The sequence below is a fragment of the Chryseobacterium nakagawai genome, assembly GCF_900637665.1.
In the GTDB taxonomy this organism is placed as follows: Bacteria; Bacteroidota; Bacteroidia; order Flavobacteriales; family Weeksellaceae; genus Chryseobacterium; species Chryseobacterium nakagawai.
Map to the genome: position 1 here is coordinate 4,651,893 of NZ_LR134386.1, position 17,354 is coordinate 4,669,246.

Below are 17,354 nucleotides of genomic sequence, written 5' to 3' on the forward strand. Positions count from 1 at the left end.
TCTAAACTTCCTTTAAAAGTTCTGGATTATTTAGTAAATAATCAAAGGCTTCCTTTACAGCCTGTTCAGGACTTTTTGGATTAAAATCCAATTCATTTCTGGCTTTGGAAATATCAAAATCCTGTTGCAATCCGGAAAACATTGAAATATCTTTCCTCGTCAATACCGGAGCTTTACCACTCAACTTTGCCGTGAATTCCATCAAAGCAGCAATCGTATAAAGAATTCCTTTGGGAACAGAATTGGGAACTTTTAATTTTAAATCCGGATATAGTCTATTGGCCAAAATCGTTGTATCGGTAATGGTCATGCATTTTTCATTGGCCAGAATATACCGTTCTCCAGAGCGTCCTTTTTGGGCTGCCAGATAACATCCTTCTGCAACATCTTTCACATCTACCCAATTCAGGGTAATCTTTGTATCTACGGGAATCTGTTTATTCAGAATAAGCTTTAGTACTCCATAAGATACATTTAAAGGCAGAAATGATTCACTTCCAATCATCGCAGATGGCATAATGGAAACAAGTTCTACCCCAAGCTTTGCTGCCAGTCCAAAAGCTAATTTTTCACCATCATTTTTAGAATTATAGTACATATCCCTACGATCCGGATTATACCCATTGCTTTCCTTTGTGGGTAATTGAGTATAATCAAGTGCTGCAATAGAACTTACATAGACTATTTTCTTTACTCCAGCTTCGGCTGCCGCTTCAATAGTATTTCGGGTTCCTTTGATATTGACATCATAAATTTCTTTCTCAGGATCTTTAGCCCATAATTTAAAAGAAGCTCCTACCGCATAAAAGGTTTCTACTCCCTGAAGAGCTTTTACAAAAGAGGCTTTATCTGTAATATCAGCCTGCATCAGCTCGCAGTTCAGTCCTTCAAAAGGTTTTGTATTTTGGATATTGCGTACTGTTGCCCTTACCGGAACGCCTTGTTTCAATAAAAACCTGACTAAATTATTTCCTAAATGTCCATTAGCTCCTGAAACGAGGCTTAGATTATTCTTTGTCATTGCATTGATTTTAATGCAGCAAAGTTCATGCTCCTGCTTACGAAACCACTTGACTTTTGTTAGTTAATTATCTTTCTTCGGATTCTGCTTAAACTTTCCGGCTTCATTCCCAAAAAGGAAGCAATATATTGAATAGGAACATGCTGAATAATTCCCGGATAATCCTTTAATAGTTTAACATACCGTTCTTCGGCGTTCAACGTTGACAATTCTCTGGAACGGTTTTCATTATAGGCAATAGAATGCTGAAATACTAAAATCTTTCATTACCTGACTTTCAGCGACAAGATGATCGAGATCTTCTTTGCTAATTCTCAAAAGTTCACAGGCCGTAATGCACTCCACGCTATGATCAGAAACGGTTCTGTTGATAAAATGAGAATAAGAGGTGAAAAATCCGGGTTGACAATTGATATGTGTTGTTACTTCATTTCCGTTCTGATCAAGATAAAAAAGTCTGAGATACCCCGAAACAATATAATAAAGATAATTAGGAACCTTACCAGGCTCTTCTATCACAGTATTTTTTAAAAAAGATACAGGCTCGAAATACTGTTGAACCATTTCAATTTCTTTTGGAGAAAAATCATGGCTGGAACACATGTATTGTAAAAGCTTGTCGTGCATTGAATTTGAATTTATGTCTATTACAAAAATAGTCAAAAGAATACTCAAAGACTTCTGCAAATAAAAAAGATTTTTCACAGGCTCATGTAATATTCTCTGCAAAATAATTGTCTTGTATAAAAAGCTAAATATGAACCGGAAAATTATTCTTCTTTTAAGTCTTGTTTCATCTTCATTCGCATTGGCACAAAGTGTAGAAGGAACTGTTACAGACAAAGAAAATAAACCAATAGCAGAAACTGAGGTACTTATCACAAAAAATGATATTAAATTTTCTGCAATCACAGATGAAAAAGGTTTATTCAAAATTCCTTTGAAAGAGGATGGGGATTATCTACTTGAGATTATAAAAGACGGGGTAAAAACCAACAGTGAGAAAATTACAGTAAAAGGAAATGCAAGAAAGGACATTCAGATCAAGGATGAACCTGTGGTACAGAAAGTAGAAGGAGTAACCGTTACTGCAAAGAAAAAATTATTCGAGAGAAAAGTAGACCGTTTGGTCTTCAATGTTGAGAATTCTGTAGCATCTCAGGGAATTGATGCTATAGAAGCTCTCGCTAAAACACCTATGGTAAAAACCAGTGACGAAGCGATAAGTATTGCCGGGAAAAGTAATGTTGCTGTAATGATTAATGACAGACTCCTGAACCTGAATGGGCAGGAACTTATCAATTATCTGAAGACAATCCGTTCTGATGATATTCTTAAGATTGAGGTAATCACCACACCTCCTGCGAAATATGATGCTGAAGGAAAAAGCGGTCTGATTAATATTATTCTTAAGAAAAATGCCAATCTGGGCTGGAATGGTTCCATTCAGACTTCAGGAAATTATTTTTGGGGAAAACCTACTGTTTCTTCGCGAGGGGGAGCCACCTTTAATTATCAGGGAGAAAAACTGTCCTTAAGCACCAATTTATCGGCTGGCGATAACTACTGGCAGTATAATACTTATAATAATATGTCCGGTATCACCAATAACAATTTTTGGAACAAAGATGGTGACAATCTTAATAATTACAAATACAAAAGCGGAAATATAAAGGCTGAATATAAGATCAATGATAAACATCTTTTCGGAATCAACTATAACTACTCCCATAGTAATCCTAAAGAAATAGGTGTAAGTGAATCGACCCGTTTCAATGGAAAAGAACTGATCAATATTTCTTCAGATTTCAGTAACAGAAACAGCCGTGATGTTCATAATGCTACTGCATTTTATGAAACTAAAATAGACACTGCAGGAGGAAAGCTGAATGTAACAGCTAATTTGATGTTGAATAATTCCAACGCGAGAAACTTTTCCAATACTTATACTCCGCAAGAAGTTTATACCATGGCCAATCCTATCAGTAAATACAGAATTTATTCAGGGCAGGCTGATCTGGAAAAAACATTTGGTAAAATAAAAACGGAATCCGGCGTAAAGTATACGAAGATCAAAAATGATTCTGAATTTAATTTCTTCGACATAATTAAGGGGCAAAACCAGCTTAACCCAGGTAAAACCAATACATTCTTTTATAATGAGGAAAATTATGCCGCTTATGTTTCAACGAACTTTAAAATCAATGATAAATGGGATGCAAAAGCTGGCCTTCGTTACGAGTATACTACATTGGAAGGTATTTCCATGAATGATAATACCTCAGCAAAGATCAAGTATGGAAAATTGTTTCCTACTGCTTATTTAAGTTATAAACCTAATGAAAACAATTCATTTTCATTAAGCTACTCCCGAAGAATTTCACGTCCATATTTTGGAAATCTGAATCCATTTAAGTATTTCACTTCTAACTTTGAGTATACCACCGGAAACCCTTATCTATTACCTTCATTTTCAGATAATTTTGAATTCGGATATGTTTTGAATAACAATCTCAATATTACGTTATATCACAGTTACAACAAAGACAGCTGGGACAGAATTCAGATGATAGATGAGAATTATAGATACACCATTGCTAAAAATTTCTATAATGAAAATCAAACCGGAATCAACATCAGTTATAACTACAATAAACTGAAATGGCTGGAGTCTACTATTTTTGTGAATGGATATTACACCAAAGCGAAATCTTATGACCCATCCATTCTGCCTGTTCCTCCGGGATATAGTGCCAATGTAAACATAGACAATAGTTTCTTCCTCAATAAAGATAAAACAGTGACTTTCTTACTGGGATTATGGGGAAGTCTTCCAAACAGAGATGGAAATACCTATTACTACACCAATGCATCATTGTACACAGGGTTAAAATTAGCATTTATGGATAAAAAGCTTCTTGTCAATCTGTATTTGAATGATGTTCTGAATACCAACCGTGAAAAAGGAATGGAATATTATCCGGATTATAATGTTGATTATCAATATAAAGGAATTACCAGAAACGTTCACCTTTCCCTTACTTACAAATTTGGGAATAATAATGTAAAAGGAGCCACAAAACAGGTGAAGTTCGAAGATTCTAATAGAGCAAACGGAGGCAACAATTAAAAATAAAATTCTCTTTAGTATAAAAAAACAGGATAAAAACAATAACCCCGACCGGCAGTCCCTTTTCAATAAGGTTCTGTCGGTCTTTTAAAATACTCTGCATTTTAAATAAAGCTTTGCGTCAAATTCAAAAAAGCTTTAAACTTTTAATATTGATCCAATGTACTCCCCCTCTTTTTTAAAACAGAAAATGATCTGATCTTAAAAAAGTAATACAACATCCCTCCTAGAAAATAGAATAACACATCAAAAATATCTCCTGTGAATAAAGGGGAAAGTTTCGGACAAAGGATTTCAAACAAAAAAGAGAGATATAAAATGGATGTGAGGACAAATTTAAAATCCGGTTTCCAGTGAAATCCCAACAATGAATTCATGATATATTCTATCAGATAACAGTACATCGGAATGGTAATAAAGTCAGTAAAATGATTATTGATAACAGGAATGAAAATACCATTCTTTCTCAGCAGGATCATTACTGCCCAGACAGCCAATCCCAACAAAAACCAATATGAAATTTGCTTTTTCATCACATGTGCAGTACGGCCATAATAAATCCAATGATAACCTGAAGTACTTTGGCCATGATATCCTGTATATCGGTTTCATTGTTCTTTTCACTCTTTCCAGCCGCCTCGTAATCAAACTTTTGTTTTCCTTCCATTGTAATAAGATTTGATATGACAAATATACCCAAATTAGAACAATTGTTCTAATTTTTAAAATATGATTTATTACCAGCCTTTATTATTCTTATCTTTGAAAGATGAACACAAAAGAAAAAATTTTGTTCAAGGCACTGGAACTCTTTAATGAAAAGGGATACAACAATATTACAACAAGACATATTGCAGCTGAACTTTCCATCAGCCCGGGAAATCTTCATTACCATTTCAAACATTCTGAAGACATCATCAAAATTCTGTTTGCTGAACTTACCCTTAAAATGGATGAATTGCTGAACAAAATGAAGGCAAAAGAAAACAAAACACTGGAAGATCTTTACATTTTAACCTCTTCTACTTGTGAAATTTTCTATCATTATCGGTTCATTTTTGTCAATCTTGTTGATGTATTAAAAAAAATCCCGGAGGTTGAGGCGAAGTATGAAGGAATTAATTTTAGCAGAAGAGAAGAGTTTCAATTGATTTTCACCGATCTTCAAAAAAACAATATTTTAAAAAAGGATATTCCTGATTTTATCATCAATAGTCTTACCGAGCAGATTTTTATCCTAGCAGACAACTGGCTTACTCATAACAGACTGATCTCAAAACTGAATAAAGCAGCGGCTATTAAGTCTTATACTCTTTTACTAATGAATCTCTTCTACCCTTTACTCAATAAAGAACAACAAAAAATTTATGAAAAACAGTACATCCAATAATCCAATCACCATCAGAAAATCAAACCAGGAAGATCTTTCTGAGATGCTGCTGCTTTTTAAGGATACTATTACAGCTGTTTGCAAAGAAGATTACAATACAGATCAGCTGGAAGCCTGGAAATCCGGATCAGAGAATACAAAAAGATGGCTGAACGTAATGAAAGAACAATATATCTTAATTGCGGAGTCTGAAAATAAAATGGTTGGTTTCTGTACCCTTGACCAGGGAAATTATATCGATTTGTTATTTGTTCATAAAGATTATCAGCATCAGGGAATTGCTTCCCAGCTCTATCACCTCATCGAGGAAAAGGCTTTACAACAGGATCAAAAATTACTGACTGCTGAAGTCAGCAAAACGGCAAAACCTTTTTTTGAAAGGGTGAATTTTAAGGTCATTCTGGAACAAACAGTGCGTGTAAAAGGGATTGATCTCATCAATTATAAAATGGAAAAATACTTATAACATGATAAAAAACATATAAGCGTATTTTTAAGAATTTGTGGCACAAAATTAGCTTAAGAAATGGCAAGTAAAATTGTTTTGAACCATTATTTTAGACCATTAAGATACGTAAATGGTTAAGTTTTTTCTTTAAAAAACAAATCTTGTTATAACCACTACACTACATCTTAATGGTTTAAATATTGGAACTTCAGGAGAAATCCTATACATTTACAATATCAATGAAACACTTAAACAGCATATTGCGTCTTCCATTCTTCAGTGAATATTACACTCCGGGCTATCGTTCGGGAAGATCTTCTATATCTGTATTCTAAATTAAATAATTTAATTAACATATAGAGCCCGGACAGTATTGTCCGGGCTTTTTCATTTAAAACTATTCAACATGATTAATACATTACAAGAAAATGTCTCTATTATCCTGCCTGAAAACGGATTGGAAGAGAAATTAAAACAAGCTAAAGAAGAAAATCGAAAACTTTCTATCAAATTAGGGTTTGATCCTACTGCTCCTGATTTACATCTGGGACACGCCGTTGTTCTTAAAAAACTGAAGCAGTTTCAGGACCTGGGACACCAAGTTATTATTGTAGTGGGAAGTTTTACTGCAAGAATTGGTGATCCTACCGGAAAGAACAAAGCAAGAAAACCATTAAGTACTGAGGATGTCCAGCATAATGCACTGACTTATATCAATCAGCTCTCGAAGATTATTGATGTTGAAAAAACAAAGATTGTCTTCAATTCTGACTGGCTTGACCCATTAAATCTTTCAGAAGTTATCCAACTGCTATCAAAAGTTACGGTTGCACAGCTGATGCACAGAAATGATTTTAATAAAAGGTTTACAGAAAACACTCCTATTGCTATGCATGAGCTAGTATACCCTATTCTCCAGGGTTTCGATTCTATAAAAATTGAATGTGATATCGAAATGGGCGGAACCGATCAGCTTTTCAACTGCACGATGGGAAGACAACTACAGGAGGTTCATCAGATGCCGGCACAGATTGTAATGTGCATGCCACTACTGAAAGGCCTTGACGGAAAGGAAAAAATGAGCAAGTCTTTGAACAATATTATCGGATTAACTGATGAACCGAATGAAATGTTTGGAAAAACAATGTCTATTCCGGATGCTTTAATTGATGAATTCATCGACCTTACTACTGATTTTTCAATGGAAGAGAAAGAGAGCTTAAAATCAAAAATAGAAAACGGTGAAAATCCTATGAATATTAAAAAACTCGTGGCTAAAAATATTATCCGTCAATACCATAATGAGGAAGCTGCTGAAAATGCAGAACTGTTCTTCAATAACCAATTTCAGAATAAGAATTTTGAAGAAAAAAATTTTGATCCTGTTTCTATCAGCACACTGAATCATGTTCAGCATAAAACAACTATTCTTGAACTTTGTCATCAGTTAATAAAAGACCTTAGCAAATCTGCAGTTCGAAGACTTATCGAAAGTGGCGGTGTTCAGATTAATTCTGTTAAAATTATAAATCCGGATGAGGAAATAGTGTTGACAAAAGAGGTCAAAATAAAGATCGGTAGAAGAAGCTTTTTTGAACTGGTTTAAAATAGGGACTGAATTCCGGAAGTATAAAGAACTCTAAATTCAATAATTACTTCCGGAATTTCTCATCTACTAGGATCATCTTTCTACTTTCAAGTCCAATTAAATCAATATCTTCGCCTCCAGAAACAAAAAATAATGACGCAGGCTGAAATCCTTACCCTGATTGATGAAGAGCTGTTCACAGATCATATTAAAACTGAACTCAATGAACAAAAAATTGTATGGACGGATCATTCAGGCACAGAAAATTCAATATCTCCACATCAGACCGCTATCAATAATAACGGAATTATTGCGTGGTGGCAATGTAATGAAACAGGAAAAGAAGAAGTTCGCATCAGACTGGAAGAAAAGAAAATAATAACCTGGAAGCCACTTATCAATACTTTAGGGCAACCTACTTTCCGGGATGGACTTTTATATTTTCATGAAAATTATCTGATTATTAAGTACAAAGACACTCATTATCAGAGATTGTTTATTTTTAATATCAAAACGTTGAAGGATGAGGAAATTCTTATTAATGCTCTTACCATCCAGTTAAAAATAATAGGAAATGAGCTATTTTTAGGAGGCCTTTATCCTGATGAAGAATGTATAAAAATTACTATGTACCCAGATCGTTTTGAAAAAGAGCATATTAATGAGGCTTATCTTCAGCAAAGAAGTATTACATTTGATTAAACTTTAAAATCAAGTTCAGGAAATATTGTTAAAGATAGGTGCTTATTAATTTTCCGGTCAATAGGGAAAATATGGCCTGAAATTCGAATTCAAAAAACTATGAAAACTCCACTTACTTATCAAAAAGCTACAGAAAAAGATATTGATTACCTTCTTGATCTGAGAACGAAGACCATGGTTCCGCACTATGCAGAGTCTAATCTTCCTACAGACCAGGAAACAACACTTCAACGGATCCTCTATCAGTTTGACAAGGCCTCTATTATTTTTCTGGACCATAATCCTATTGGGCTTCTGAAAATAGATCGAGCAGATACCAATATCGATATATTACAGCTTCAGATTGATCCCAGCCAACAAGGCAAAGGATTAGGAAGAATGATCCTGGCTGATATTTTAGAAGAAGCTTCTGAAACAGGAAAAACGGCTTCTTTAAGTGTTTTAAAAACCAATAAGGCTCAGCATCTATATTCGAGTTTAGGTTTCAAAATCGTAAACGAAGATGAGCATTCTTACTTCATGAAGTTCTCTCCTTTTTAACACAAATACGTTACACTAATAATCTTATGCAGAAAGCTTTTAACTTAAAGTTTTTTAAGTGTTAAAAGAGCTTTTGTTACTTTTGTGATTGATTTTATTTTCCCACAGATACGGATTTTCACAGATAATTGTACAAAAAATCTGTAGAAATATTTTACTCTCGTTGATTGAGCAGATGATTGTGTAAAAATCTGCGAGAGTATAAAAAATAGAGGTTTGGGCTAAAGCCATTGGAGTTGGATAAAATATAAAAAAGCGGGCTAAAGCCCACTTCTATTGAATTTAAATACTTCCATTTTATTGTTGAGGTTATACTTAATGCTTCATTCTCCTCGCTTTCTGCCTAATTGAACTACTGATTTGCCATTGTTACATAGATTAATCTTCCTCCATCTTCTGCAGATAACAATATTTTTTTACCGTCAGTCAGTTCAACCATAGATCCTTGTGGAATTTCTTTCTGTTCTGTAATATCTTTCATCCCTGATAAACTTTGATTGATCAATACCCACTTTCCCTGATGAAATGTAAAATATCCTACAGGTATCTTATCCTGCATAGTTAGGTTTTCATTTCTAATCACCTTTCTTGAAACATGCCATTTGAACAAATATTGATTATGGTATACCATTAATCGATGGTTTTCAGGCTTCCATATCTCATCCTCAAACCTAAAATACAGATCCAGAACCGGAAGAGTTCCTTTATGTGGAGTTCCGCAGAAAGGGCATTTCGGATTGCTGGTATTATCAAAGACATACCATTTTTCGGTGCAATCAGAATTCTGGCAAGGCTGTATCAAATCAACAGTTTTCAGCAAAGCAGTCTCCCATTCGTTAGCAGTAGGCCTCCTGATCGGATCATGCAATCCCTCTATAAAAGCCTTTCTGAATAATTCCGCAATGTAAGGACCTGTTATTGTATAAGGAATCTGTTGGGGGTTGCCCCAGAAGGCATCCCATTTTCTAAGATGGTCGGCTCTTACATTATTAGAAGGATCATTAGGGTGCTCTATAAACAGTGCCTTTTCGCCCATAGATATGAGCTCATCCTTTTCAGAATCCAGATCCCAGATCTTTCCGCCTCGAAGAGGATGTCTTCTTAACAGATACATGTAAATCAAAACTGCAAGGGCATGCAAATCGGTTTTTTGATTAGGCAGATGTCTTCCCGGATCCTGAAGTCCCAAATGTTGGGTCTTTAAAACTTCAGGAGCTATAAAATCTGCCGTTCCTATGACTTCCGGTGGAAATAATTTGGGGACAACAAGACCATCAATATCAATAATACAGGCTGATTTGGTTACCGGATCTACTAAAATATTGTTATAAGACAAATCTGAATGAGCTAATCCCATCTGATGAAGCTTCTTTACTCCTCGGCTGATATTAATGGCAATCTGAAAATAGCTTAACCAATCTCCCAATTCAGACTGATCTAACCTCAATGGATATTGTAGGTTTCTAAACATAGGTGCCGTAAACCACTTTCCTACTTTATCTTCCCCCTGGATATTATCTGACCCTACATAGCCTTTAGCAAAATAGAATTTATGATGGTAAACAGGAACAATAATTCCTGTCAGTCTGCCTTTCTCTACAATATCATAGGGCCATCTAAATATTTCATTTAAGAAGTATTCTGGAGAATTGCCATTCTCAATATTTTGAAGATAGGTAGAAACAATTCTCATAATCCTATCCTTCTGTCCTTCATCCAGCGGTTTTCTGTAAAAAGCAATTACATAATCCCGATCCGGCGAAAAATAAACATCTTTTACTCCTCCCTGAATGGGTTTTTCATCTACATATTCATAGGATTTGGCTGCATTCAGAACAGAAACAACCTTAATGGTATTTTTCATATTGAATTAATAAATTATAGCCAGTGTGCGGTCGTCATGGTTTCCTCTGCTCCAGAAATCAGTCCAATGTAAAAGCTGTTGAGCAACCTTAGCATCATTGATAAAGTCTACTTGAGCGAGATCATCATTACCTCCATTGAGATCGTTAAAAAATGTTTTCCAACATTCTGTATCTTCCAGTTTATTCTCAGTAAGGAATTTCGGATCATAAATACCGTCTGTCATGAGCACCAGATATGAAAAATCTTCAACACAAGTTATCCTGAAACGGGAAATAATATGATCACTGAAAATTTCCTTCATGGTCATAAAGCGGGTACCACCACTGAATTCTCCCACATCCATGGTATTCAGAAGTTCTACCTCAGAAAAATCCGTATTGATGAGGTTGATTGGGCAGTCTCCTACTCCGAAACTCAGGATAACATATCCAAAACTGAACTTTTTAACCAAAGCAAAAATAAGAGTAGCATGAAGATCATTAATGGAGAGGTTATTTTTTGCAGCGGTTTTTTCCAATGTGTTATGAACATATAAAACCCCTTTATACAGAAGTCTTATCACATTTTCTTTCGCTTCATCCAGCTCTTTTTGCAAATTTCCTGAGGTATAAATGATATTGATGTTATTTTCAATTTCACTTAAAACATCCGGATCACTTAAAAACTGATTGATAGAAACTGTTGCCAGCCTTGAACCTTCCCGTGCCATTACAGAGGAACCGGCACCATCAGAGACGGAAACAACATTCCACTCTGAAGCAAGCTCAGTTACTGCAAAATCATCTTCCCTGAATTTTCCTTCGTGAGCATGAGAACGGCCCCTTTTAGAAGCTACAACAATTTTTTTGTCAGAGAATGTTCCCTGAAATGAAACCTCATCTTCTTTATAAAAATCGGAATTTCTATCACTTGGAATACTCTTCCATAAATCTTTGGGATCAACATTAACCAATAGCTGAACTCTCTTAATCTCAGTATTCTCTTTATCCTCGATATGGAAAAATTCAATATCCAGATGATAAAGATTATGGGTCATCGGAATTCCGGAAATGCTGTTATTTTCAAACTTAAGACCGGTTTCTTCTAAGTTGTTGATAGTTTTAATCCTGATATTTGGAAAATCAGACATTCCAAAGCTGAATTCATAGAACTTCCCTGAATGAGCATGTTGTAATACCCAGTGAACTTCTTTAAACTCTTCTTTTTCTTTATAAATTTCCCCTTTTTCCATAGGCTTTTTCCCAATTCCAAAATAAAATGAAGGTATTTTCATAGCTCATATGATTTAGCCTAACGTTCTGTTGATATCAAATCCTCCCCCGGAATATCCGTAATAATCTGAAGTTCCACACCAAGGACATTTATTATATCCTTCTCCTTGCAGGCAATGAATTCCACCGCAAGAGCAAGTTGCAAGTGCAATAGGATTCGCACATTGCGGACATGAAGTTCCGCCTTGAAGCTCTTCTATTGAAATTTTCAGATGACTCCTTTGTGCAGAAGACAGCCTGTAATAGGATTTTTCATCAATTTTATAAGCTCCTTCCAATTTATAATATCTAGTAGACATCCCCGGAATACTTGATTCCCCGAATGTTTTTTTGAATTTCATTAGATAGAGTTTATCCGTTTCCGAACATTTACCATTCAGAACCACAAAATTATTATCCGGAAAACGTTGCTCCATCTGTGGATCTATCTTTTCAAGAATAACAGAATCAATTTTGGAAAGATTGATCCCTTCTTTTTTTGCTTCAGTAACACTTTGACTGGTTGTTTTAATAGAATCTGTTACCCATTTGAAGAACTCTTTATAAGAGTTTTCATCTGTATTATTGAAGAGTAAAACGTTATCCGCCAATGAGCCTAAAAGCCTATAATTGGTATTTTCCCCTATAGAAACGGCAATGGTATTAGCCTTTCCATTATACTTGGTATTCCATCTTTCGATCGCTTTAGTCGAATCATCCGTTGGAATACCGTCTGTAAACAGGAAAACAATAGGCTTCCAATCTCCCTTTCTATCATATGTAGTTTTCACAATATCCTGGTCTATGCAGTCCATAATTTTAATCAACCCCTGAGACAATGAGGTTCCGCTTCCAATCGGAATTTTTGGTGGATAAAAACTAATAATATCCTGCAGCGGGGTAATCACTTCAGCTTCACCTGCAAAACCCACCACGGAAATGTAAACAGTTTCCAGTGAATACGGATCTTTCTTCAGTTCTCTGACGATATTGGAAATTCCTTCCTGTACCTGCTCAATTGGGTCTCCTACCATTGATTCGGAGACATCAATTAAAAAATAAATGGGTAGCCTTCTCATACCTGTAAAGACATTTTTAAATAATAATAGTAAGCTCCGATGGTGGCGGAGGCAATGTTACGTGATCTGCTGTATTTTGTGAATGCCCACCTTGTGTAATAGAAGAGCTCACCCATCTGAAAAAGGAAGAGAGGGTAATGGCATCTGTAGTATCAAGCTTTACGACATGATCTGTAAGTTCCTTAAGAAACTGCTCATCAGCTTTGGGACCTGCTGCACAACCTACAATACCGCCAAACTCAAGACCTCTAAGTACAGGAATCATTTGTCTGTATTTCTGTATATCGGAAGGTTTTCCATCGGTAAATATAAAAAGTAACGGCTGCCAGTCCCCTTTTTCATCAGCAGATCCTTTTACAACATCTTTCTGAACAAGTTCAGCTACCATTTCTAGCGCTGCTCCCGTATGGGTGGGGCCACTATCCGGACAGGTAATCTCCATGGGATAAAAATTGGCAAGAGCAGTTAACGGAATAATATTTTTAACCTCTCTATCAAAGGTTATGACACTTAAATGAAGGCTTTCCATCGCTTGCGGATCTGTACGAAGCATGCTGATGAGTCCATTGAAGCCGTTGTTCAGCGCCTGGATGGGTTCCCCATTCATAGAACCGGAAGTATCCAGTAAAAAATAGGCTAATAATCTTCTGTTCATAAGGCGGTTATTAATTCTGAAGCCGGCGGAGGAAGTCGAAGACTTCCCAGCCGGCTTTTATATTGAATAGAAATTTACAATCTAGTTTGAATACGAATACTGCTGTCTTAGAATATCGATAAAGTTATCCGTATTATAAGGTTCTCCCACTGCACGGAACTTCCAGTCACCATTATGACGGTAAGCCTCAGCAAAAACCATTGCACACATTCCGTTCATACTTGAATCTCCGGAAAGGCTGTATTTCGTAATTTCTTTACCTGTAGCATCCACCGCACGGATAAATGCATTTTCAATCATCCCAAAGTGTTGATTATTGGTTCTTCCCTGGTAAATGGTAACCAAAAACACAATTTTCTGGTAACTTTGATCTAACTGATCCAATTTTACAATGATCTGCTCATCATCCCCATCTCCGGCACCGGTTCTGTTATCTCCTGTAAGCCACACATTTCCACTTGGATGTTGCATTGAATTAAAGAAAATAACATCTCCCTGGTACAGCCCCATCTGTCTTCCATCATTGGTCTGAACCGTTCTTCCTAAATTGGCCACCTTTCCGTTACCATCCAAAAGAAACGCTACTGCATCAAGATCATATTCGGCTTCCTTATTAAAAATTTTGCCAAAGAAACCACCTTGCTTCCTTACATCCCAACCTAAACCAATCGTTACTTTTGAAAGGTCATAAACACTTTCTCCACGGTCATTTTTTCTTAAATCAATCGTTTGACCTTTCTGTAAATTAATTGCCATAGCTATTATTTTGTGTATTTAATGTTTATTTGATGATTTGTCCTTTATAATATTTTTCAAGGAAGAAGCCAAGATCAGCTCTGTATCCTATTCCTGAAGCTTCAAATTTCCAGCTTCCGTTTCTTTTATAGAGTCTTCCAAATTCTACTCCTGTTTCAATGGAAAAGTCTTCATCCAGCTCATATTTTGCAATCTCCTGATGAGTACTGTTATCTACTACTCTGATATAAGAATTTCTTACCTGCCCGAAGTTCTGTTTTCTTCTTTCAAAGTCTTCAATCGTTACCACAAAAAGAATTTCCTCAACTCTTGAGTCTACTTTATCAAGATCAATAATGATTGCCTCATCATCATCCCCGTCACTGTTCTTTCCACTTGGATCATCTCCGGTATGGGTAAGAGCTCCATCCGGTGAATTTAAATTATTATAAAAAACAAAATATTCCTCGCTTACTAATTTTCTGTCAGAATCAATCATAATTGCTGAAGCATCAAGGTCGAAGTCATAGCCTGTCCCTTCATTAGGATCCCAACCAAGCCCTATCGTCATTTTAGTCAGTCCGATCTCGATCTTTTGTCCTTTCTGTAGATTAATTGCCATAGTATTTTATGTTATGAATTATTTTTTCCATTAAGATAGATTTGATTTACGAACTGACCAAATTTATTTGCTAAAAATAATGGATATAAGACAAGTAAGTCTAATTTCTCCCTTGAAATAAAAGACAATAAAAAAGGTCCAATTAAAAAACTGAACCTTATATCATATAATTGTTGAATTAATTATTTAAAAACTTTTTCTGAAGCAGCTTCATTTCTTGCTTTAGCTAACATAGGAATAGAAATAAGTCCCATCACCAATACAATCACAATTTGAAGGGGCAAAGAAATAAAAGAATAAATAAGTCCTATCTCACCTCCAAAATCAGCACTTTTTCCCATCGAAATAAAAAGGGCCATAAAACCATACTTCATCGCCAGATTATAAGCGCCAATTCCACCACTAGCAGGAATAATCATTCCCATTGTCCCTACAACTATAATAAAGAAACCATCCGCTAAAGTAAACCCTGACGTTTCAGGAAGTGCAAAACATACAAAATAGGCAGCAAAATAATAGGAAACCCATAAACCGAGAGTATATAATATAAACTTCTTTTTTTGTTTTAGCTTAAAAATGGAGGTTAGCCCTTGAAGAATTCCTTTTCCAAAATTGATAAGTTGGTCTTTTTTATATTTATAAAGAAGTCCTAGACCTAATAGAATTAATACTCCTACAGCAATTTTAATACACAAATAAAAAGAATCAAAATCACTTATACCCAACTTCATCATCTGCCTTTCAAAAAAATTGGGAACAAATACATCTTTCTCCTTTTTCTTATCCATCACAAAATGATAAAAAGAAAGGATCGCATTAAATTTAAAAATTATTGTTAGCAATAAAAAACAAAACAAACAAACCAAATCTACCACTCTTTCTAAAATGATAGTTCCAAAAGACTTATCTACAGGTACTTTTTCTACTCCATATAAAGCAGTGGCTCTTGCCAGCTCTCCACTTCTCGGAATTGTAAGGTTCATAAGGTATCCAAATGAAGTAGTCCAGAGTGAATTAGAATTCGAAATACGATAACCCATTGGCTCCAATAGTAAATTCCAACGAACAGCTCTGAACCAATAACCTAAAAGACCAAATACAGAAGCAAATAATACCCAAAGATAATTAGCTTTAGCCAATGACTGCTGAATCACTTTAAAATCGAGCCCCCGTAATGCAAGCCATAAAAAAAAGCCTGCAAAAGCAAGCGATATCACTATTGTAAGTATTGATTTTAAAGGATTTTTTGATGTTTTCTCCATGAATTACGTAAGCAGGTTTGTTTTTTCATCCGGGAAAACGATCTTCGGCTGGAAGTCTTTAGCTTCTTCAGGAGTCATCTGGGCATAAGCAATAATGATGATGATATCATCCTTCTGTACCTTTCTTGCCGCAGGCCCGTTAAGACATACCTCTCCGGATTTTCTTTTCCCTTTGATAACATATGTATCAAAACGTTCTCCGTTGTTCACATTGACGATATAGACCCTTTCTCCCACTACCAAACCGGCAGCTTCTATAAGATCTTCATCTATCGTTATACTTCCTATATAATTAAGGTCTGAGGCTGTAACTCTTACCCTATGGATTTTGGATTTAAAAACTTCTATTAACATGCTGCAAATTTATTAATAAAAATTAATAAAACAGACCTTCACTACCATTAAAAAACTCCCATAAACAATGGGGTTTAATTTTATAAAACACAAAAAAAGAGACCATTACTTATATTATTAACAATTATATTCTTAAAAACATCAATACTTTATACACAATTTAGGATTTAATAAATACAGGAAATAATATTAACTTTTTGCTAAAGTCAATAAGCATAAGCATTTGGCATGATTTTAGTAACCCGTAACGTAGATTTTTCGTTAAAATACGAATTATCATATTTTAACTATTTTCACTGAAAAGTAAAAAATTTGCATAAGTTTTTATAAAAAAATTGCACAATTAGAAAATAGTATTATATTTGCTATAATTACGAACTAACTTTAATATTAAAAATTATGAACAAGTCTGAATTAATCGACGCAATCGCAAAAGATGCAGGTATCACTAAAGTTGCAGCAAAGGCTGCTTTAGAATCTTTCATTGGTAACGTAACTTCTACTTTAAAGAAAAAAGACGGAAAAGTTTCTTTAGTAGGTTTCGGTACTTTCTCAGTAGCTGAGAGAGCAGCTAGACAAGGGATTAACCCTGCAACTAAGAAACCAATCAAAATTGCTGCTAAAAAAGTTGCTAAATTCAAGGCTGGAGCTGATTTATCAAATGCAGTTTCTGGTGCTAAGAAAAAATAATCATTCAGATTACGAAAATTCA

Annotated in this window: 19 protein-coding genes; 7 read left to right on the forward strand and 12 right to left on the reverse strand. The window is 35.1% G+C overall.

The genetic code is table 11. The features are described from left to right. Window position 1: 1 nt before the first annotated feature. Together EL260_RS20900 and EL260_RS20905 are read right to left on the reverse strand one after the other, a co-directional pair. Complete coding sequence (locus EL260_RS20900; RefSeq protein ID WP_123857442.1) at window positions 2-1,021, reverse strand: NAD-dependent epimerase/dehydratase family protein; 1,020 nt, start codon at window positions 1,019-1,021, stop codon at window positions 2-4. A gap of 228 nt (window positions 1,022-1,249) precedes the next feature. After that, a complete protein-coding gene (locus EL260_RS20905; protein ID WP_228445556.1) occupies window positions 1,250-1,648 on the reverse strand; it encodes a Crp/Fnr family transcriptional regulator in 399 nt (132 codons plus the stop codon). A 130-nt stretch (window positions 1,649-1,778) separates the two neighbouring features. Between EL260_RS20905 and EL260_RS20910 the strand changes: the two genes are divergently transcribed. Then, window positions 1,779-4,151 (forward strand): outer membrane beta-barrel family protein, encoded by a 2,373-nt coding sequence (locus tag EL260_RS20910; protein ID WP_123857443.1) that lies wholly within the window; start codon window positions 1,779-1,781, stop codon window positions 4,149-4,151. Window positions 4,152-4,297: 146 nt separating this feature from the next. Here EL260_RS20910 and EL260_RS20915 read toward each other — a convergent pair whose 3' ends face one another. Beyond that, window positions 4,298-4,684: a hypothetical protein gene (locus EL260_RS20915; RefSeq protein ID WP_123857444.1), complete on the reverse strand. Its 387-nt coding sequence runs from the start codon at window positions 4,682-4,684 to the stop codon at window positions 4,298-4,300. Next, window positions 4,684-4,818 carry a hypothetical protein gene (locus EL260_RS26130; protein ID WP_262697020.1) on the reverse strand — a complete coding sequence of 45 codons (135 nt, stop codon included), beginning with the start codon at window positions 4,816-4,818 and terminating at the stop codon, window positions 4,684-4,686. The genes EL260_RS20915 and EL260_RS26130 overlap by 1 nt, the downstream gene beginning before the upstream one ends. A 102-nt stretch (window positions 4,819-4,920) precedes the next feature. Here EL260_RS26130 and EL260_RS20920 point away from each other — a divergent pair, with 102 nt between their 5' ends. The 5 genes from EL260_RS20920 (at window position 4,921) to EL260_RS20940 (ending at window position 8,819) form a co-directional block, all read left to right on the forward strand. Further along, the gene (locus EL260_RS20920; RefSeq protein WP_123857445.1) at window positions 4,921-5,541 is read left to right on the forward strand and encodes a TetR/AcrR family transcriptional regulator; all 621 of its coding nucleotides are present in this window, start codon (window positions 4,921-4,923) and stop codon (window positions 5,539-5,541) included. After that, the gene (locus EL260_RS20925; RefSeq protein ID WP_123857446.1) at window positions 5,519-6,007 is read left to right on the forward strand and encodes a GNAT family N-acetyltransferase; all 489 of its coding nucleotides are present in this window, start codon (window positions 5,519-5,521) and stop codon (window positions 6,005-6,007) included. Before EL260_RS20920 ends, EL260_RS20925 begins: the two co-directional genes overlap by 23 nt. Before the next feature lie 388 nt (window positions 6,008-6,395). Further along, window positions 6,396-7,595, forward strand: a complete 1,200-nt coding sequence (gene tyrS / locus EL260_RS20930; protein WP_123857447.1) for a tyrosine--tRNA ligase — start codon at window positions 6,396-6,398, stop codon at window positions 7,593-7,595. A gap of 135 nt (window positions 7,596-7,730) precedes the next feature. Further along, the gene (locus tag EL260_RS20935; protein ID WP_123857448.1) at window positions 7,731-8,279 is read left to right on the forward strand and encodes a hypothetical protein; all 549 of its coding nucleotides are present in this window, start codon (window positions 7,731-7,733) and stop codon (window positions 8,277-8,279) included. 99 nt (window positions 8,280-8,378) lie between these two features. Beyond that, entirely contained in the window at window positions 8,379-8,819 is a 441-nt protein-coding gene (locus tag EL260_RS20940) for a GNAT family N-acetyltransferase (protein ID WP_123857449.1), read from the forward strand. Between the two features lie 352 nt (window positions 8,820-9,171). Here EL260_RS20940 and EL260_RS20945 read toward each other — a convergent pair whose 3' ends face one another. The 8 genes from EL260_RS20945 to panD all read right to left on the reverse strand — a co-directional run bounded on the left by EL260_RS20945 (window position 9,172) and on the right by panD (window position 16,642). Further along, complete coding sequence (locus EL260_RS20945) at window positions 9,172-10,683, reverse strand: helix-hairpin-helix domain-containing protein (protein WP_123857450.1); 1,512 nt, start codon at window positions 10,681-10,683, stop codon at window positions 9,172-9,174. Window positions 10,684-10,689: 6 nt separating this feature from the next. Next, window positions 10,690-11,958: a PP2C family serine/threonine-protein phosphatase gene (locus EL260_RS20950; RefSeq protein WP_123857451.1), complete on the reverse strand. Its 1,269-nt coding sequence runs from the start codon at window positions 11,956-11,958 to the stop codon at window positions 10,690-10,692. A gap of 12 nt (window positions 11,959-11,970) precedes the next feature. Then, complete coding sequence (locus tag EL260_RS20955) at window positions 11,971-13,014, reverse strand: TerY-C metal binding domain-containing protein (RefSeq protein WP_123857452.1); 1,044 nt, start codon at window positions 13,012-13,014, stop codon at window positions 11,971-11,973. A gap of 16 nt (window positions 13,015-13,030) precedes the next feature. Further along, window positions 13,031-13,669 carry a vWA domain-containing protein gene (locus EL260_RS20960; protein ID WP_123857453.1) on the reverse strand — a complete coding sequence of 213 codons (639 nt, stop codon included), beginning with the start codon at window positions 13,667-13,669 and terminating at the stop codon, window positions 13,031-13,033. Window positions 13,670-13,750: 81 nt separating this feature from the next. Beyond that, on the reverse strand, window positions 13,751-14,425 hold the full coding sequence (locus tag EL260_RS20965) for a TerD family protein (RefSeq protein ID WP_123857454.1): 675 nt from the start codon (window positions 14,423-14,425) through the stop codon (window positions 13,751-13,753). A gap of 25 nt (window positions 14,426-14,450) precedes the next feature. Continuing rightward, window positions 14,451-15,026, reverse strand: a complete 576-nt coding sequence (locus EL260_RS20970; RefSeq protein WP_123857455.1) for a TerD family protein — start codon at window positions 15,024-15,026, stop codon at window positions 14,451-14,453. Between the two features lie 182 nt (window positions 15,027-15,208). Then, window positions 15,209-16,288: a lysylphosphatidylglycerol synthase transmembrane domain-containing protein gene (locus tag EL260_RS20975; RefSeq protein WP_123857456.1), complete on the reverse strand. Its 1,080-nt coding sequence runs from the start codon at window positions 16,286-16,288 to the stop codon at window positions 15,209-15,211. Between the two features lie 3 nt (window positions 16,289-16,291). Then, window positions 16,292-16,642 (reverse strand): aspartate 1-decarboxylase, encoded by a 351-nt coding sequence (gene panD, locus EL260_RS20980; RefSeq protein WP_002976902.1) that lies wholly within the window; start codon window positions 16,640-16,642, stop codon window positions 16,292-16,294. Window positions 16,643-17,041: 399 nt separating this feature from the next. On the opposite strand from panD, the gene EL260_RS20985 reads away from it, so the two are divergent. Then, window positions 17,042-17,332, forward strand: a complete 291-nt coding sequence (locus tag EL260_RS20985; protein WP_027379880.1) for an HU family DNA-binding protein — start codon at window positions 17,042-17,044, stop codon at window positions 17,330-17,332. Window positions 17,333-17,354 lie beyond the last annotated feature (22 nt).

Bases quoted from the DNA above. Each gene is read 5' to 3' on its own strand.
- panD (WP_002976902.1), bottom strand. From the start codon at position 16,642: ATGTTAATAGAAGTTTTTAAATCCAAAATCCATAGGGTAAGAGTTACA.
- EL260_RS20955 (WP_123857452.1), bottom strand. From the start codon at position 13,014: ATGAGAAGGCTACCCATTTATTTTTTAATTGATGTCTCCGAATCAATG.
- EL260_RS26130 (WP_262697020.1), bottom strand. From the start codon at position 4,818: ATGGAAGGAAAACAAAAGTTTGATTACGAGGCGGCTGGAAAGAGTGAA.
- tyrS (WP_123857447.1), top strand. From the start codon at position 6,396: ATGATTAATACATTACAAGAAAATGTCTCTATTATCCTGCCTGAAAAC.
- EL260_RS20920 (WP_123857445.1), top strand. From the start codon at position 4,921: ATGAACACAAAAGAAAAAATTTTGTTCAAGGCACTGGAACTCTTTAAT.
- EL260_RS20940 (WP_123857449.1), top strand. From the start codon at position 8,379: ATGAAAACTCCACTTACTTATCAAAAAGCTACAGAAAAAGATATTGAT.
- EL260_RS20900 (WP_123857442.1), bottom strand. From the start codon at position 1,021: ATGACAAAGAATAATCTAAGCCTCGTTTCAGGAGCTAATGGACATTTA.
- EL260_RS20975 (WP_123857456.1), bottom strand. From the start codon at position 16,288: ATGGAGAAAACATCAAAAAATCCTTTAAAATCAATACTTACAATAGTG.
- EL260_RS20925 (WP_123857446.1), top strand. From the start codon at position 5,519: ATGAAAAACAGTACATCCAATAATCCAATCACCATCAGAAAATCAAAC.
- EL260_RS20985 (WP_027379880.1), top strand. From the start codon at position 17,042: ATGAACAAGTCTGAATTAATCGACGCAATCGCAAAAGATGCAGGTATC.
- EL260_RS20915 (WP_123857444.1), bottom strand. From the start codon at position 4,684: ATGAAAAAGCAAATTTCATATTGGTTTTTGTTGGGATTGGCTGTCTGG.
- EL260_RS20965 (WP_123857454.1), bottom strand. From the start codon at position 14,425: ATGGCAATTAATTTACAGAAAGGTCAAACGATTGATTTAAGAAAAAAT.
- EL260_RS20935 (WP_123857448.1), top strand. From the start codon at position 7,731: ATGACGCAGGCTGAAATCCTTACCCTGATTGATGAAGAGCTGTTCACA.
- EL260_RS20970 (WP_123857455.1), bottom strand. From the start codon at position 15,026: ATGGCAATTAATCTACAGAAAGGACAAAAGATCGAGATCGGACTGACT.
- EL260_RS20905 (WP_228445556.1), bottom strand. From the start codon at position 1,648: ATGCACGACAAGCTTTTACAATACATGTGTTCCAGCCATGATTTTTCT.
- EL260_RS20950 (WP_123857451.1), bottom strand. From the start codon at position 11,958: ATGAAAATACCTTCATTTTATTTTGGAATTGGGAAAAAGCCTATGGAA.
- EL260_RS20910 (WP_123857443.1), top strand. From the start codon at position 1,779: ATGAACCGGAAAATTATTCTTCTTTTAAGTCTTGTTTCATCTTCATTC.
- EL260_RS20945 (WP_123857450.1), bottom strand. From the start codon at position 10,683: ATGAAAAATACCATTAAGGTTGTTTCTGTTCTGAATGCAGCCAAATCC.
- EL260_RS20960 (WP_123857453.1), bottom strand. From the start codon at position 13,669: ATGAACAGAAGATTATTAGCCTATTTTTTACTGGATACTTCCGGTTCT.